The organism is Streptomyces sp. NPDC048659 (genome assembly GCF_040650575.1).
GTDB lineage: Bacteria > Actinomycetota > Actinomycetes > Streptomycetales > Streptomycetaceae > Streptomyces.
The window spans coordinates 1-16,325 of record NZ_JBEZHM010000066.1; the positions used below are offsets into that span (position 1 = coordinate 1).

At 73.3% G+C, this 16,325-nt stretch carries 14 protein-coding genes; 8 read left to right on the forward strand and 6 right to left on the reverse strand.

Going from position 1 to position 16,325, the window contains the following annotated elements:
* Positions 1–96: 96 nt before the first annotated feature.
* Positions 97–948, reverse strand: a complete 852-nt coding sequence (locus AB0C99_RS33665; protein ID WP_362483338.1) for a MurR/RpiR family transcriptional regulator — start codon at positions 946–948, stop codon at positions 97–99.
* 56 nt (positions 949–1,004) lie between these two features.
* Between AB0C99_RS33665 and AB0C99_RS33670 the strand changes: the two genes are divergently transcribed.
* The 5 genes from AB0C99_RS33670 to AB0C99_RS33690 all read left to right on the forward strand — a co-directional run bounded on the left by AB0C99_RS33670 (position 1,005) and on the right by AB0C99_RS33690 (position 6,757).
* Positions 1,005–1,919 (forward strand): BadF/BadG/BcrA/BcrD ATPase family protein, encoded by a 915-nt coding sequence (locus tag AB0C99_RS33670; RefSeq protein ID WP_362483340.1) that lies wholly within the window; start codon positions 1,005–1,007, stop codon positions 1,917–1,919.
* Positions 1,920–2,123: 204 nt separating this feature from the next.
* Complete coding sequence (locus AB0C99_RS33675; protein ID WP_362483341.1) at positions 2,124–2,888, forward strand: SIS domain-containing protein; 765 nt, start codon at positions 2,124–2,126, stop codon at positions 2,886–2,888.
* Between the two features lie 94 nt (positions 2,889–2,982).
* Positions 2,983–4,638 (forward strand): glucose-6-phosphate isomerase, encoded by a 1,656-nt coding sequence (gene pgi, locus AB0C99_RS33680; RefSeq protein ID WP_362483401.1) that lies wholly within the window; start codon positions 2,983–2,985, stop codon positions 4,636–4,638.
* Between the two features lie 2 nt (positions 4,639–4,640).
* The gene (locus AB0C99_RS33685) at positions 4,641–5,144 is read left to right on the forward strand and encodes a PH domain-containing protein (RefSeq protein WP_362483343.1); all 504 of its coding nucleotides are present in this window, start codon (positions 4,641–4,643) and stop codon (positions 5,142–5,144) included.
* Between the two features lie 104 nt (positions 5,145–5,248).
* On the forward strand, positions 5,249–6,757 hold the full coding sequence (locus tag AB0C99_RS33690; RefSeq protein WP_362483403.1) for a PH domain-containing protein: 1,509 nt from the start codon (positions 5,249–5,251) through the stop codon (positions 6,755–6,757).
* Positions 6,758–6,779: 22 nt separating this feature from the next.
* Here AB0C99_RS33690 and pgl read toward each other — a convergent pair whose 3' ends face one another.
* Genes pgl through tkt form a run of 5 tightly spaced genes read right to left on the reverse strand, consistent with a single transcriptional unit; the run spans position 6,780 to position 13,382 of the window.
* Positions 6,780–7,562 carry a 6-phosphogluconolactonase gene (gene pgl, locus AB0C99_RS33695; protein ID WP_362483345.1) on the reverse strand — a complete coding sequence of 261 codons (783 nt, stop codon included), beginning with the start codon at positions 7,560–7,562 and terminating at the stop codon, positions 6,780–6,782.
* Complete coding sequence (gene opcA, locus AB0C99_RS33700) at positions 7,559–8,605, reverse strand: glucose-6-phosphate dehydrogenase assembly protein OpcA (RefSeq protein ID WP_362483346.1); 1,047 nt, start codon at positions 8,603–8,605, stop codon at positions 7,559–7,561. The genes pgl and opcA overlap by 4 nt, the downstream gene beginning before the upstream one ends.
* Complete coding sequence (gene zwf / locus AB0C99_RS33705; RefSeq protein ID WP_362483348.1) at positions 8,602–10,134, reverse strand: glucose-6-phosphate dehydrogenase; 1,533 nt, start codon at positions 10,132–10,134, stop codon at positions 8,602–8,604. Before zwf ends, opcA begins: the two co-directional genes overlap by 4 nt.
* Positions 10,135–10,139: 5 nt before the next feature.
* A complete protein-coding gene (gene tal / locus AB0C99_RS33710; protein WP_362483350.1) occupies positions 10,140–11,258 on the reverse strand; it encodes a transaldolase in 1,119 nt (372 codons plus the stop codon).
* A 36-nt stretch (positions 11,259–11,294) separates the two neighbouring features.
* Positions 11,295–13,382 (reverse strand): transketolase, encoded by a 2,088-nt coding sequence (gene tkt / locus AB0C99_RS33715; protein ID WP_362483352.1) that lies wholly within the window; start codon positions 13,380–13,382, stop codon positions 11,295–11,297.
* A 349-nt stretch (positions 13,383–13,731) separates the two neighbouring features.
* Here tkt and AB0C99_RS33720 point away from each other — a divergent pair, with 349 nt between their 5' ends.
* From AB0C99_RS33720 to AB0C99_RS33730, 3 genes are all read left to right on the forward strand, one after another.
* Positions 13,732–14,679, forward strand: a complete 948-nt coding sequence (locus AB0C99_RS33720) for a heme o synthase (protein ID WP_362483354.1) — start codon at positions 13,732–13,734, stop codon at positions 14,677–14,679.
* A 101-nt stretch (positions 14,680–14,780) separates the two neighbouring features.
* A complete protein-coding gene (locus AB0C99_RS33725) occupies positions 14,781–15,104 on the forward strand; it encodes a hypothetical protein (RefSeq protein WP_362483356.1) in 324 nt (107 codons plus the stop codon).
* A 78-nt stretch (positions 15,105–15,182) separates the two neighbouring features.
* A complete protein-coding gene (locus tag AB0C99_RS33730) occupies positions 15,183–16,265 on the forward strand; it encodes an amidohydrolase (RefSeq protein ID WP_362483357.1) in 1,083 nt (360 codons plus the stop codon).
* The last annotated feature ends 60 nt before the right edge of the window (positions 16,266–16,325 follow it).

Sequence of the window (16,325 nt, forward strand, 5' to 3'; positions counted from 1 at the left end):
GCTGCTGGTGCGTGGTTTACTCAGACTGCTCGCTCGCCACCACCACTCCGGGGCCGCCGCCCGGCCCGCCCGCCCCGGCCGGGGCCCGTACCCGTGTCAGGACCGGTGCACCTCGGCGATGTGCGCCGTGAGCGCCAGGGCGGCGGTGGCGCGCGCGTAGGTCAGCTGGGCCACGCGCGCGTACAGGCAGTCCAGGATCAGCAGCACCGAGTGGCGGGTGCCGAAGCCGCCGTGCCGGAAGCCGGTCCCGGCGGTGGTCGTGGTGAGGTGGACGCCGGCCGCGCGGGCCACCGGGGAGCGCGGGTCCCCGGTCACGGCGACCGTCGCCGCGCCCCGCTCGGCGGCCAGCCGCAGCGGCCCCAGCACCTCGCGGGTGGCGCCCGAGTGGGACACCGCCACGACCGCGTCGGCGGGGGCCAGCAGCGCCGCCGAGGTCTCGGCCGCGTGCACCTCGGTCCAGGCGCGGGCCTCGCAGCCGATGCCGAAGAGCCGGGCCTGGGTCTCCAGGGCGAGCACGCCGGAGGCGCCGACCCCGTAGACGTCGATCCGGTGGGCCCGCGCGAGGATCCCGGCGGCCCGCTCCAGCGCGTCGAGGTCGAGCTGCTCGGCGGTGGCGCGCAGGGCCGCCAGGTCGGCCCGGGCGACGGCGGCGACGACCTGCGCCAGCGGCTCGTCGGGCCCGATCTCCGGGCCGAGCGGGGTCCGTTCGGCGGCCTCGCTCTCCCGCCCCTGCTCCCGGGCGAGTTCGAGCAGCAGCCGCTGGTACGAGTCGAGTCCGAGGGCGTGGCAGAAGCGGGTGACGGTGGCCTGCGAGGTGCCCGTACGCCGCCCCAGCTCGGCGGCGGAGAGCCCGGAGACCCGGGCGGGGTCCTCCAGGACCCAGTCGCCGACCTTGCGCAAGGAGCCGGACATCCGGGGGAGTTCGGAGCGGATCAGCGCGGTGATCATGAGGTGCCTTCGTGGGTCTTGTGTTCCGATGAATCTATCAATCACCATGCGGGCTGATGAACGAATCCGGGATTCAATGGGTCGTCGGCGTCGACGCGGGCGGTACGCGGACCAGGGCGCGGCTCGCCGAGGCGGCGGGCGGCCGGGTGCTCGGCGAGGGCGCCGGGGGACCGGGGAACGCCCTGTCGGTGCCCCCCGACGCGCTCGCCCGCCATCTGGCCGAGGCTCTGCGGGGCGCCCTGCCGCCGGGCGGCGGGAGCGTCGCGGCCGTGCTGGGCGGCTTCGCGGGCGGCGGGCCCGGCGGCGGCCGGGAGCGGGCCCATGCCGCCCTGACGGCCGCGCTGGACCTCGTCGGCGTCCGCGCCGGCCGGGTCGAGGTCCGGGGCGACGCGGACGTCGCCTTCGCCGCCGGCACCGGGACCCCGGCGGACGGCCTGGTCCTGATCGCCGGCACGGGCGCGGCGGCGGCCCGGGTCGCCGGGCGGCGGGCGGTCCGCGCGGCGGACGGCGACGGCTGGCTGCTCGGCGACGCCGGGAGCGGCTTCTGGCTGGGCCGGGAGGCGCTGCGCGCCGTGCTGCGGGCGCTGGACGGCCGGGGCCCGGCGACCGCCCTCACCGGCCCGGTGGCCGCGCTCTGCGGCGGCCTCACCAAGGAGCACGTCGTGCGCTACGCGTACGCGGCCGAGCCGGTGCGGCTGGCCGCGCTGAGCCCGCTGGTGGTGGAGGCGGCGGCGGGCGGCGACGAGGTGGCCTCGGCCCTGCTCGACGAGGCCGCGGCCGAACTGGCCGCCACCGTCACGGCCCTGGCCCCCCGGCCGGGCGAGCCCCTGGTGGTGACGGGCGGCCTGCTGGGCCCCGGCGGCCCCCTCCTCCCGCGCCTGAGGGCCCGGGTCGCCCCGCTCGGCCTGGTCCCGGACCCGGTCCGAGACGGCCTCGCGGGCGCGGTGGCGCTGGCGCGGCTGGGGGTGTGAGGGCGGCGCGGTCCTGGTGACCGTACCTGCGCGGAAGCCTGGGCCCGGCAGGGGCGCCGTTCCGTTGTGCCCACCCGTTCCGCCCTGCGGAACGATTGCCCACAACGGGGCCCGACGCGGCGCCCTTGACGAGCGCCGGGCGGCGCTGGTTGATTGAACCGAAGCTTGAAGCAACTCCTGGTTCGGCCATCCAGAGGAGCCCCCGTGTCCCAACCCGCCCCCACAGCCGCCCAGTTCGCCGACCTCGCCCGCGCCGCGCTCGACCGGGCCGTGGCCGCCAACAAGGACTCCGTCCCCGCCGCCGCCCGCCTCATCGCCGACTGCGTGGCCGCCGACGGCGTCGTGCACGCCTTCGGCACCGGACACTCGCAGGCCGCCGCGCTGGAGGTCGCCGGGCGCGCCGGAGGGCTCGTGCCGACGAGCCGGATCGCCCTCGCCGACCTCGTCCTGCGCGGCGGCGAGGACCCCGCCGTCCTGCGCGACCCGCTGCTCGAACGCTCCGAGGGCCTCGCCGGGAAGCTCTACGCCCTCGCCACCCCCCGCCCCCAGGACCTCTTCGTCGTCATCTCCAACTCGGGCGTCAACAACTCGATCGTGGACATGGCCCTCACGGTCACCTCCGCCGGCCACCGCCTCGTCGCGCTGACCTCCCTGGAGCACACCCGCGCCGTCCCCGCCCTCCACCCCAGCGGCCACCGCCTCGCCGACCTCGCCGACGCGGTCCTCGACAACTGCGCCCCGACCGGCGACGCCGTCCTCCCGCTCCCCGGCGGCGGCGCGCTCTGCGGCATCTCCACGCTGACCTCCTCCCTGCTCGTCCAGATGGCCGTCGCCGACGCCGTCGCGCTGCTGCTCGCCGAGGGCCACGAGCCCCCGGTCTACGTCTCCGCCAACATCCCCGGCGGCCACGAGCGCAACGCCGCCCTCGAAGCCCGCTACGCGGGACGGCTGCACCGCGGCGGCAACTGAACGCGTTTCGCACACCGGATCAATTAGGTTGGAGGTGCAGCGGGGCAGACACGCGTCACGACGCGGCAAGACGAAGAAATGGGCGATGTCCGAGATGAGTAACGAAGGCCGTACCAGGCTCAACCAGCTGCCCGAGTGGGCGGCCCTCGGCAAGCACCGCGAGCAGTTCGGCGCCACACACCTGCGCGAGCTGTTCGCCGCCGACCCGGAGCGCGGCACGACCTATACGCAGCGCGTCGGCGACCTGTATCTGGACTATTCCAAGCACCTCGTGACCGACGAGACCCTGGCGCTCCTGCGCGACCTGGCCGCCGCCACCGGCGTGGCCGAGCTGCGCGACGCCATGTTCCGGGGCGAGAAGATCAACAACACCGAGCACCGGGCCGTCCTGCACACCGCGCTGCGTGCCCCGCGCGGCGCGGTGGTCGAGGTCGACGGCGTGGACGTCGTCCCCGAGGTGCACGCCGTCCTCGACAAGATGAGCGCCTTCGCCGACCGGGTCCGCGCCGGCGAGTGGACCGGTCACACCGGCAGGCCGATCAAGAACGTCGTCAACATCGGCATCGGCGGCTCCGACCTCGGCCCCGCCATGGCGTACGAGGTGCTGCGCTCCTTCACCCGGCGCGACCTGACGTTCCGTTTCGTCTCCAACGTCGACGGCGCCGACCTGCACGAGGCCGTCCGCGACCTGGACCCGGCCGAGACCCTCTTCATCGTCGCCTCGAAGACCTTCACCACCATCGAGACGATCACCAACGCCACCTCCGCCCGCGACTGGCTGCTCGCCGGGCTCGGGGCCGGCCAGGAGGCCGTCGCCAAGCACTTCGTGGCCCTGTCGACCAACGCCGAGAAGGTCGAGGAGTTCGGCATCGACACGGCGAACATGTTCGAGTTCTGGGACTGGGTCGGCGGGCGCTACTCCTACGACTCCGCCATCGGCCTCTCCCTCATGATCGCCATCGGCCCGGACGCCTTCCGCGAGATGCTCGACGGCTTCCACCTGATGGACGAGCACTTCCGCACCGCCGCCCCGGAGGAGAACGCCCCGCTCCTGCTCGGCCTCCTCGGCGTCTGGTACGGCGCCTTCCACGACGCCCAGTCGCACGCGGTGCTCCCGTACTCGCACTACCTGTCGAAGTTCACCGCCTACCTCCAGCAGCTCGACATGGAGTCCAACGGCAAGTCCGTCACCCGCGACGGGCAGCCGGTCGACTGGCAGACCGGCCCGGTCGTCTGGGGCACCCCCGGCACCAACGGGCAGCACGCCTACTACCAGTTGATCCACCAGGGCACCAAGGTCATCCCGGCCGACTTCATCGGCTTCGCCCGGCCCGTCGCCGACCTCGCGCCCGGCCTGGTCGCCCAGCACGACCTGCTGATGGCGAACTTCTTCGCCCAGACCCAGGCGCTGGCCTTCGGCAAGACCCCCGAGGAGGTACGGGCCGAGGGCGTCCCCGAGGAGCTCGTCCCGCACAAGACCTTCAAAGGCGACCACCCGACCACCACCATCCTGGCCGACGCGCTCACCCCGTCCGTACTGGGCCAGCTCGTCGCGCTCTACGAGCACAAGGTCTTCGTCCAGGGCGCGGTCTGGAACATCGACTCCTTCGACCAGTGGGGCGTCGAGCTCGGCAAGGTCCTCGCCAAGAAGATCGAGCCGGTCCTCACCGAGGGCGAGGGCGGCGAGAACCTGGACAGCTCCACCGCCGGACTCGTCGCCGCGTACCGCTCGCTGCGCGGCAGGGACTGACGATGACCACGGGGGAGGAGACGGTCCGGCTGCGCCCGCCGAGGAACGCCGTGGACCGCCGGGCCGTGCCCTGGTGGCGGGCCCAGCTGCTCGTCACCACGGCCGTGCCCGTGGCCGTCCTGGGCGTGCTGGGGTGGCTGATCACCCCGGCCCGCTTCTGGCTGCTGCTCCCGGCCGCGCTCCTCGCGGCCCTCGGGCTCGGCTGCGCCGCCCTCCTCCCCGCCTGGTGGTACCGGGTGCACCGCTGGGAGGTCACCGAGGACGCCGTGTACGTACGGACCGGCGCCCTCTGGCAGGAGTGGCGGATCGCGCCCATGTCCCGCATCCAGACCGTCGACACCGTGCGCGGCCCGCTGGAGCAGAGCTTCCGGCTGGCCACGGTCACCGTCACCACCGCCTCCTCCAAGGGCGCGCTGCGCATCGAGGGCCTCGACCACGAGCTCGCCGCCGAGCTCGCGGAGCGGCTCACCGCGATCACCCGGATCACCCCGGGGGACGCGACGTGAGCGAAGCGGACGCCGGGCCGGGGACGTATCCGGGCCCCCAGGCGCGTCCGGGGCCCGAGGCTCACCCCGGCCCCGAGGCGCACGGCGGCCACGACTGGCGCCGGCTGCACCCCCGCAGCCTGCTCGCCGGCGCCGCCGTCCTGTGCGGCGTCGCCGGCGGCGGCGCGCTGCCCGCCTTCCTCAGCCTCTCCGCCGGCTCCCGGCCCGCCTGGCAGGCCGCCGCCTGGGTCCTCGCCGGAGCGTTCCTGCTCATCGGCGGCGGCACCGCCGCCGACTGGATCCGGCTCCGCCGCACCCGCTACCGGATCGGCCCGGAGCTCGTCGAACTGCACACCGGGCTCGTCGTGGTGAAGCGGCGCTCGCTGGCCCGCGAGCGGATCCGCAGCGTCGACCTCACCGCGAACCCCCTGCAACGCGTCCTCGGCCTCGTCAAGGTCGGCATCGGCACCGGCGAGCACGCCGGGAGCGAGTCCACCCTGGAGCTCGACCTGGTCGCCCGCGCCGAGGGCGAACAGCTCCGCCACACCCTGCTCGCCCGCCTCAAGGGCCCCGAGGACCCCGTCCACGACGGCGTCCTCGCCTCCGTCGACCCGCGCTGGATCCGCTACGCCCCGGTCTCCTTCGTGACCCCGCTGCTCGCCACCGCGGCGGCCGGGGCCGTGATGCAGGTCAGCGACTGGTTCGGAGCGCAGGACGAGGTCATCCACTGGATAGGGGACCGCTTCGAGGAGGTCTCGCTCACCTGGATGATCGTCGACCTGGTCCTGATCGCCGTCGTCGCCGGGCTCCTCGGCGCCCTCGGGCTGTGGGTCGAGATGTGGTACCGCTACCGCCTGGAGCGCGAGCCCGGCGGCACCCTGCGGGTCCGCCGGGGCCTGTTCACCGCCCGCTCCATCTCCCTGGAGGAGCGCAGGCTGCGCGGGGTCGAGCTGGTCGAGCCGCTCGGCGTGCGCCTGTTCCGCGCCGCCCGCGTCGACGCCGTCGCCACCGGGCTCGCCCAGAGCGACGACGACAAGCACGGCGACCTCAAGAACCTGGCCCCGCCGGTGCCCCGCGCGCTCGCCGACCGGATCGCCGCACAGGTGCTGCGCGAGACCGAACCGCCCACCGGCGCCCCGCTCACCGGGCACCCCCGGGCCGCGCGCCGCCGCAGGATCCGCTGGGCGCTGTGGGGCGGACTCGGCCCCGCCGCGCTGCTCGCCGGGCTCGGCCTCTGGCTCACCCCGGTGCTGCTCTACGTGGCGGGCGCGACGGCCGCCCTGCTGACCCCGGTCCTCGTCGCCCTCGCCCTCGACGCGTATCGCAATCTCGGACACGGCGTCAGCGGCGCCTACCTCGTCACCCGTTCGGGCACCGTGCGCCGCTCCACCGTCGCCCTCCAGCGCGCCGGGGTGGTCGGCTGGACCGTCAAGCAGTCCTGGTTCCAGCGGCGCGCGGGCGTGCTCACGCTGAACGCCACGACGGCCGCGGGGGAGGGCGCGTACGCCGTCCACGACGCGGCCGAGAGCGAGGGCCTGGCCTTCGCGGCGGACGCGGTCCCGGACCTCCTCGCCCCCTTCCTGGAGCCCGTACCGGCCCCGGGAACGCCGGAGGCCCGGCCCACCTCTCGGTGAACCGGGCCTCCGTGCCGCGTCCTCAGGCCGTGTGCGGCGGGTACAGCGCGCGCGGCAGCTCCGAGGCCGCCGCCGCGTCGAGCAGCCACAGCGTGCGCGCCCGGCCGTGGGCGCCGGCCGCCGGGGCCTGCACCTCGCCCGCGCCGGACAGCGCGATGGCCGCGGCCTTCGCCTTGTCCTCGCCGGCCGCGAGCAGCCAGACCTCCTTCGCGGCCCGGATCGCCGGCAGGGTCAGCGAGACCCGGGTCGGCGGCGGCTTGGGCGCGCCGTGCACGCCCACCACGGTCCGCTCGGTCTCGCGGACCGCCGGGAGCTCCGGGAACAGCGAGGCCACATGGGTGTCCGGGCCGACCCCCAGCATCAGCACGTCGAAGGTGGGCACCCCGCCGTGGTCGCCGGGTCCGGCCGCCGCCGCGAGCTCCGCCGCGTAGGCCGCCGCGGCCGTGTCCACGTCGGAGCCGTACGGGCCGTCCGAGGCCGGCATCGCGTGCACCCGCGCCGGGTCCAGCGGGACGCTGTCCAGCAGCGCCTCGCGGGCCTGGGTGACATTGCGCTCCGGGTCGCCCTCGGGCAGGAAGCGCTCGTCGCCCCACCACAGGTCGAGCCGCGACCAGTCGATCGCGTCCCGCGCGGGCGCGGCGGCGAGGGCCGCGAGCAGCCCGTTGCCGTTGCGCCCGCCGGTGAGCACCACCGAGGCGGAGCCGCGCGAGGACTGGGCGTCCACGATCTTCGTGATGAGCCGGGCCGCCGCGGCCTGCGCCATCAGCTCCTTGTCGCGGTGGACGACGAGCTGAGGGGCGCTCACTTGGCCGCCGCCTTCTTGGCCGGGGCCTTCTTCGCGGCCTTGGCCGCCGGGGCCGGCTCCTCCGCAGCGGCCTGCGGGGCCTCCTCGGCGGGGACGGGCGGCGCGGTGGTGGCCGCCTCCTCGTCCAGCCGCTCCAGGCCGAACCGCAGCGCCGAGGCGTACGTGTCGTCCGGGTCGAGGCGGCGCAGCTCCTCCGCGATCAGCTCGGAGGTCTCGCGGCGCTTGAGCGCCACGCCCCGGTCCGGCTGCCCGTGGATGGAGAGCGTGGCGAGCGAGCCGTCCGCGCGGTCGAGCACGATGGGGCCGCAGTCCGACTCCATCCGCACCGAGGTGAGGCCGGGCCCGGCCGACTTGGCGCGCCGCACGGGCACGCCCAGGCGGCCGGCCAGCCACGTGGCGAGCAGCTCGACGCTCGGGTTGAACTCCTCGCCCTCGACCACGGCCGAGGTGACCTCGCAGGCGACCTGGTCCAGCGCGGCGGCCAGCATCGAGCGCCACGGGGTGATCCGGGTCCACGAGAGGTCGGTGTCGCCCGGGGTGTACGCGTCCGCGCGCGCGGTCAGCTCCTGGATGGGCTGCTCGGCGGCGTACGTGTCGGTGACCCGGCGCTGGGCGAGGGCGCCCAGCGGGTCGTTCGCCGGGTCGACCGGCGAGTTCACCGGCCACCAGACGACGACGGGCGCGTCCGGCAGCAGCAGCGGCAGCACCACCGACTGGGCGTGGTCGACGACCTCGCCGTACAGCCGGAGCACCACCGTCTCGCCGGTGCTGGCGTCGGCGCCGAGGCGGACCTCGGCGTCGAGCCGCGCCTTGGCGCGGTCCCGCGGGGAGCGCGAGACCCGCTTGATGACGACGAGGGTCCGCGAGGGGTGCTCGCGGGACGCCTCGTTCGCCGCCTTCAGCGCGTCGTAGGCGTTCTCCTCGTCGGTGACGATGACGAGGGTGAGCACCATGCCGACGGCCGGAGTGCCGATGGCCCGCCGCCCGAGCACCAGCGCCTTGTTGATCTTGGAGGACGTGGTGTCCGTCAGGTCGGTCTTCATGGCCGGCGCCAGCTCCTGCCGTCTCGTGCGAGCATCTCGTCCGCCTCGACCGGACCCCAGGTCCCGGACTGGTACTGCGCGGGCTTGCCGTGCTCGTCCCAGAACCGCTCGATCGGGTCGAGGATCTGCCAGGACAGCTCGACCTCCTCGACGCGCGGGAAGAGGTTGGAGTCGCCGAGCAGGACGTCGAGGATGAGCCGCTCGTATGCCTCGGGGCTGGACTCGGTGAAGGACTCGCCGTAGGCGAAGTCCATCGACACGTCCCGGACCTCCATCTGCGTGCCCGGCACCTTGGAGCCGAAGCGCATGGTGACACCCTCGTCGGGCTGCACGCGGATGACGAGCGCGTTCTGGCCGAGCTCCTCCGTCGCCGTCTGGTCGAAGGGGGAGTGCGGGGCGCGCTGGAAGACCACCGCGATCTCGGTGACCCGGCGGCCGAGCCGCTTGCCGGTGCGCAGGTAGAAGGGGACGCCCGCCCAGCGGCGGTTGTCGATCTCCACCTTGATGGCCGCGTAGGTGTCGGTCTTCGACTGGGGGTCGATGCCGTCTTCCTCCAGGTAGCCGACGGCCTTCTCGCCGCCCTGCCACCCGGCCGCGTACTGGCCGCGCACGGTGGACTCGCCCAGGTCCTTGGGCAGCTTGACCGCGCCGAGCACCTTGGTCTTCTCCGCGGCGAGCGCGTCGGCGTCGAAGGAGGCGGGCTCCTCCATCGCGGTCAGCGCGAGCAGCTGGAGCAGGTGGTTCTGGATGACGTCACGGGCGGCGCCGATGCCGTCGTAGTACCCGGCCCGGCCGCCGATGCCGATGTCCTCGGCCATGGTGATCTGCACGTGGTCGACGTACGACCGGTTCCAGATCGGCTCGAAGAGGGTGTTGGCGAAGCGGAGCGCCAGGATGTTCTGGACGGTCTCCTTGCCGAGGTAGTGGTCGATGCGGAAGACCGCGTCGGGCGGGAAGACCTCGTGGACGACCTCGTTGAGCTCCTTGGCGGAGGTCAGGTCGTGCCCGAAGGGCTTCTCGATGACCGCGCGGCGCCAGGAGCCGTCCTTCTGGTCGGCCAGGCCGTGCTTCTTGAGCTGGCGGACGACCAGGGGGAAGAACTTCGGCGGCACGGACAGGTAGAAGGCGAAGTTGCCGCCGGTGCCCTGCGCCTTGTCCAGCTGCTCGATGGTGGCCTTCAGCTGCTCGAAGGCGTTGTCGTCGTCGAAGTCGCCCTGGACGAAGCGCATCCCCTGGATCAGCTGCTGCCACACCTCCTCGCGGAACGGCGTGCGGGCGTGCTGCTTGACGGCGTCGTGGACCTCCTGTGCGAAGTCCTCGTCCTGCCACTCGCGACGGGCGAAGCCGATCAGCGAGAAGCCCGGCGGGAGCAGACCGCGGTTGGCGAGGTCGTACACCGCGGGCATGAGCTTCTTGCGGGACAGATCGCCCGTGACACCGAAGATCACCAGACCCGACGGCCCCGCGATGCGCGGGAGCCGTCGGTCTGCGGCGTCACGGAGCGGGTTCGCTCCGGTGACTGCGCTCAAGGTGATTACGCCTCCGAAGGTGCGCGGCGGGCGAGCTCCGCCTCGGTCGACTTGAGCAGGTCGTTCCAGGACGCCTCGAACTTGTCGACGCCCTCGTCCTCCAGGAGCTGGACGACCTCGTCGTACGAGATGCCCAGCTTCGCCACGGCGGCGAGCACCTGGCGGGACTCGTCGTAGGTGCCGCGGATGGTGTCGCCCACGATCCGGCCGTGGTCGGCGGTGGCCTCCAGGGTGGCCTCCGGCATGGTGTTGACCGTGCCCGGGGCGACCAGGTCGTCCACGTAGAGGGTGTCCTTGTACGCCGGGTCCTTGACGCCGGTCGAGGCCCACAGCGGACGCTGCTTGTTGGCCTGCGCCTTGTCGAGGGCGGCCCAGCGCTCGGAGGCGAAGACCTCCTCGTACGCCTCGTAGGCGAGCCGCGCGTTGGCCAGCGCCGACTTGCCCTTGAGGGCCTTGGCCTCGTCGGTGCCGATGGTGTCCAGGCGCTTGTCGATCTCGGTGTCCACGCGGGACACGAAGAAGGACGCCACGGAGTGGATCTTCGAGAGGTCCAGGCCGCGCTCGCGGGCCTTCTCCAGGCCCGCCAGGTAGGCGTCCATGACCGCGCGGTAGCGCTCCAGCGAGAAGATCAGCGTCACGTTGACGCTGATGCCGAGGCCGATGACCTCGGTGATCGCCGGCAGACCCGCCCGGGTGGCCGGGATCTTGATCAGGGTGTTGGGCCGGTCCACCAGCCAGGCCAGCTGCTTGGCCTCGGCGATGGTGGGCGCCGTCTGGTGGGCCAGCCGGGGGTCGACCTCGATGGAGACCCGGCCGTCCTGGCCCTGGGTCGCGTCGAACACCGGGCGCAGGATGTCGGCGGCGTCGCGCACGTCGGCCGTCGTGATCATCCGGATGGCCTCGTCCACCGTCACCTTGCGGACGGCCAGGTCGACGAGCTGCTGCTCGTAACCGTCGCCCGAGGTGATGGCCTTCTGGAAGATGGACGGGTTGGTGGTCACACCCACCACATGGCTCTGGTCGATGAGCTCGGCCAGGTTGCCGGACGTGATCCGCTTGCGCGAGAGATCGTCCAGCCAGATCGCGACGCCTTCGTCGGAGAGGCGCTTGAGAGCGTCTGTCATGGGAATTGCATCTCCATTAAGTCGTACGTATGGGCGTCAGCGCGCGGCGGCGGCGAGGGATTCCCGCGCGGCGGCGACGATCGCCTCCGGCGTGAAGCCGAACTCGCGGAACAGCACCTTCGCGTCGGCCGAGGCACCGAAGTGCTCCAGCGAGACGATCCGGCCGGCGTCGCCGACGTACTTGTGCCAGGTCAGCCCGATCCCGGCCTCGACGGCGACGCGCGCCTTCACGGCCGGCGGCAGGACCGAGTCCTTGTACGCCTGCTCCTGCTCCTCGAACCACTCCACCGACGGCATCGAGACCACGCGGGTCGAGACACCTGCGGCCTGCAGCTGCTCCCGGGCCTCGACGGCCAGGTGCACCTCGGAGCCGGTGGCGATCAGCACGAGCTGAGCCTCGCCGCCGTCCGCCTCGAACAGCACGTAGCCGCCCTTGGCCGCGTCCTCGTTCGGCGCGTAGGTCGGCACGCCCTGGCGGGTGAGGGCCAGGCCGTGCGGGGCGCCCTTGCCGAACACCTTGGTGTGACGCTTCATGATCTCGCGCCAGGCGATCGCCGTCTCGTTGGCGTCGGCCGGGCGGACCACGTTGAGGCCCGGGATCGCGCGCAGCGAGGCCAGGTGCTCCACCGGCTGGTGGGTCGGGCCGTCCTCGCCGAGGCCGATCGAGTCGTGCGTCCACACGTACGTCACCGGCAGGTGCATCAGGGCCGACAGGCGCACGGCGTTGCGCATGTAGTCGGAGAACACCAGGAAGGTGCCGCCGTAGATGCGCGTGTTGCCGTGCAGGGCGATGCCGTTCATCTCCGCGGCCATGGAGTGCTCGCGGATGCCGAAGTGGATCGTCCGGCCGTACTGGTCCGCCTCGGGGAGCGGGTTGCCCTCGGGGAGGAACGAGGACGTCTTGTCGATCGTGGTGTTGTTGGAGCCGGCGAGGTCGGCCGAGCCGCCCCACAGCTCCGGGATCACCGCGCCGAGCGCCTGGAGGACCTTGCCGGAGGCGGCGCGGGTCGCGACGCCCTGGCCCGCCTCGAAGACCGGGAGCTTCTCCTCCCAGCCGGCCGGCAGCTCGTTGGCCTCGATGCGGTCGAACTCGGCCGCGCGCTCCGGGTTGGCGGTGCGCCACTCGGCCAGCGACTTCTCCCAGGCGGCACGGGCCTCGCGGCCGCGGTCGCCGAGGGCGCGGGTGTGCGCGATGACCTCGTCGGTGACCTCGAAGGTCTGCTCCGGGTCGAAGCCGAGGACGCGCTTGGTGGCCGCGATCTCCGCGTCGCCCAGCGCCGAGCCGTGCGCGGCCTCGGTGTTCTGGGCGTTCGGCGCCGGCCAGGCGATGATCGAGCGCATCGCGATGAACGAGGGGCGCTCGGTCTCGGCCTCGGCGGCCTTGACGGCGGCGTACAGGGCGGCCGGGTCCAGGTCGCCGTTGGCCTGCGGCTCCACGCGCTGGACGTGCCAGCCGTACGCCTCGTACCGCTTCATCGTGTCCTCGGACACGGCGGTCTCGGTGTCGCCCTCGATCGAGATGTGGTTGTCGTCCCACAGCAGGATCAGGTTGCCGAGCTTCTGGTGGCCGGCGAGGGAGGACGCCTCGGCGGAGATGCCCTCCTGGAGGCAGCCGTCGCCGGCGATCACGTAGATGTGGTGATCGAAGGGAGAGGTGCCCTGGGCCGCCTCCGGGTCGAACAGACCGCGCTCGTAGCGGGCGGCCATGGCCATGCCCACGGCGTTGGCGACACCCTGGCCCAGCGGGCCCGTGGTCGTCTCCACTCCGGCCGTGTGGCCGTACTCCGGGTGGCCCGGAGTCTTGGAGCCCCAGGTGCGGAACGCCTTCAGGTCGTCGAGTTCGAGACCGAAGCCGCCCAGGTACAGCTGGGTGTAGAGGGTCAGGGACGAGTGCCCGGCGGAGAGCACGAAGCGGTCACGGCCCACCCACTCCGGGTCGGCCGGGTCGTGCCGCATCACCTTCTGGAAGAGGGTGTACGCGGCGGGCGCGAGGCTCATCGCCGTACCGGGATGGCCGTTTCCGACCTTCTGCACGGCGTCGGCGGCAAGGATGCGGGCGGTGTCCACGGCCCGCTGGTCCAGTTCGGTCCACTCGAGGTCTGTGGTCGTCGGCTTAGTGCTCACCCTGAGTCAGGGCTCCTCTCCGCATGTCTGTAGCCGGTGACTGAGGGTGTCCCGGCGGTGTCGAGCCTACCCCTGGAATTCGTCCCTCTTTTCGTGTTCATGCCGCTCATATGTGCGCTCACCGCAAAGACTGCCGGGGCCCGCGCGACTTCGCCTCCCGAGCCGGACACGGGCCGTGTCCACACCGTGGGACGCACCCCGGGCGCACCCGCGCGTGGGTCCCGCCAACACGACCCCACCCCCGCGAAGATCGGCGTATGGGCAACGTCTACAGTGGCGTGGTACGCGCAAGTCTTCACCCCGTCTTCATCCGGGGAGCTTGCTGGGAATTTCTCTGTCAGGGGTGTGCGTGACGGCCGTCGAGTCCCGACCCGCAGGGGTCGTCTTGACTCCCAGCCCGGGGGGCCATCGGCCGTTCGGGGCCCGCGTCAAGGCATACGTGGCGCTGACCAAGCCGCGGATCATCGAGCTGCTGCTCATCACCACCGTTCCGGTGATGTTCCTCGCCGAGCAGGGCGTCCCCGATCTGTGGCTGGTGCTCGCCACGTGTTTCGGCGGATATCTGTCGGCGGGTGGCGCGAATGCGCTGAACATGTACATCGACCGCGACATCGACGCCCTGATGGACCGCACCTCGCAGCGTCCGCTGGTCACCGGCGTGCTCACACCGCGTGAGGGCCTGGTCTTCGGACTCAGCCTCGCGGTGATCTCCACGCTTTGGTTCGGACTGCTCGTCAACTGGCTGTCCGCCGCCCTGTCGCTCGGCGCGCTCCTCTTCTACGTCGTGGTCTACACGATGATCCTGAAGCGGCGCACCGCGCAGAACATCGTCTGGGGCGGCATCGCCGGCTGCCTCCCGGTGCTCATCGGCTGGTCGGCCGTCACCAACTCGATGTCCTGGGCCGCGGTCATCCTCTTCCTCGTCATCTTCTTCTGGACGCCGCCGCACTACTGGCCGCTGTCCATGAAGGTGAAGGACGACTACGCCCGCGCCGGTGTGCCGATGCTGCCGGTGCTGGCCTCCAACAAGGTCGTCGCCAAGCAGATCGTGCTCTACAGCTGGATCATGGTCGCGGTCTCCCTGCTGCTCACCCCGCTGGGCTACACCGGCTGGTTCTACACGGCCGTGGCGCTGGCCACCGGCGGCTGGTGGCTCTGGGAGGCGCACGCGCTGCTCAACCGCGCCAAGGCGGGCGCCACCGGCGCCAAGCTCAAGGAGATGCGCCTCTTCCACTGGTCCATCACCTATGTGTCGCTGCTCTTCGTGGCGGTCGCCGTGGACCCCTTCCTGCGCTAGCACTCCGTCCCCCTCGGACCCCGCCGACGGCCGGGGCGCGTGGCCCACGCCACGTGCCCCGGCCGTCGCCAGTCGATCTACCCGCGAGTAGCATCCTTGCCATGGCAGACACGACGAAGCAGGCGGAGCGCAGGGCGGCCAAGCTGGCCAAGGAGATCCGGGCGTTCGCCGGGAAGCACGGCGGCGCCGAGGGGCAGCTCGCCCACATCGGCCAGGCCGGCACCCGGATCGTCCTCGTCGGCGAGGACGGCGGCTGGGGCGACCTGGTGGCCCCCACCTACGACACCGCGAAGCTGGCGGCCGAGCGGGCCGGCCTCACCCTGCACGACGAGTTCGACGGCGAGTTCGCCGCCAAGGTCGTCACCGGCCCGTACGAATGGACCCGGATGGCGGGTATCCAGATCGGCGGCCCCGCCAACAGCTGACACGGCAAGGCAACAACCTCGCGCGGGGCTCACCCGTTAGGAGGGGTGGAAGCCCGTCCACACGTGGGAGCCCCCCGAATGATCGACACTCCGAGCCTGGTGGACCAGTACTGCCACGGGGTGCTCCGTACGGAGCTCGGCCTCGGCAGCTTCGAGACGCACCTCGCCCCGGCCGCCGGGCTCCCGGCCGCCGGCACCACCTTCTTCGACACCCAGACCGGCTTCGCCGTCCGCCGCTGGTGCCCCCCGCTGCTCGGCCTCGAACCCCACTGCCCGCCCGCGCGCTACCTCGCCCGCCGCCGGGAGCTCGGCGCCGCCGAGTCGGGCCGCCGGCTGCTGCGCGCCTCCGGCATCGGCGCCTACCTGGTCGACACCGGACTCCCCGGCGACCTCACCGGACCCGCCGAGCTCGCCGCCACCGGCGCCGCCGCCGCGCACGAGATCGTCCGCCTGGAGCTCCTCGCCCAGCAGGTCGCCGACACCTCCGGCACCGTCGAGGCCCTCCTCGCCAACCTCGCCGAGGCCGTCCACGGGGCCGCCGCCGCGGGCGCCGTCGCCTTCCTCTCCGTCGCCGCCGCGCACGGCGGGCTCGTCGCCGCGCCCGAGCCGCCCTGGCCGGGCGAGGTCCGCGGGGCCGCGGGCCGCTGGCTGGCCCGCCGCCGGGCGGGCGAGGCCCTCGACGACCCGGTGCTGCTGCGCCACCTGCTGTGGATCGCGCTCGGCACCGGACGGCCCCTCCAGCTGTACGTGGGGGAGCGCGACCCCGGCGCCCTGGCCGCCTTCGCGGAGGCGGGCGGCGGCCTCGGCGCGGACCTCGTGCTGCTGCACGGCTATCCGCACCACCGCCAGGCCGCCCGGCTCGCCGCGCACTTCCCGCACGTCTACGCGGACCTCGGCCCGGTCGTCGCGCGCACCGGGGCCCGCGCGGCCGGGGTGCTCGCCGAGTTCCTGGAGCTCGCCCCCTTCGGCAAGCTGCTGTTCTCCAGCGGCGCCCGCGGCCTGCCCGAGCTCCACGTGGTCGCCGCGAGCGTCTTCCGGGGCGCGCTGGCCCGGGTCCTGGGCGACTGGGTCGGCGACGGCGCCTGGTCCCGCGCGGACGCGCGGCGCGTCGCCGCCATGCTGGCCGCGGACAACGCGCGGCGGGTGTACGGGCTGGAGTGAGCGCCCCGGGCTTGTGCGCGACGCGGCCCCGGTGCGAGCGGGGGCTCGGGCCGGGGCCGG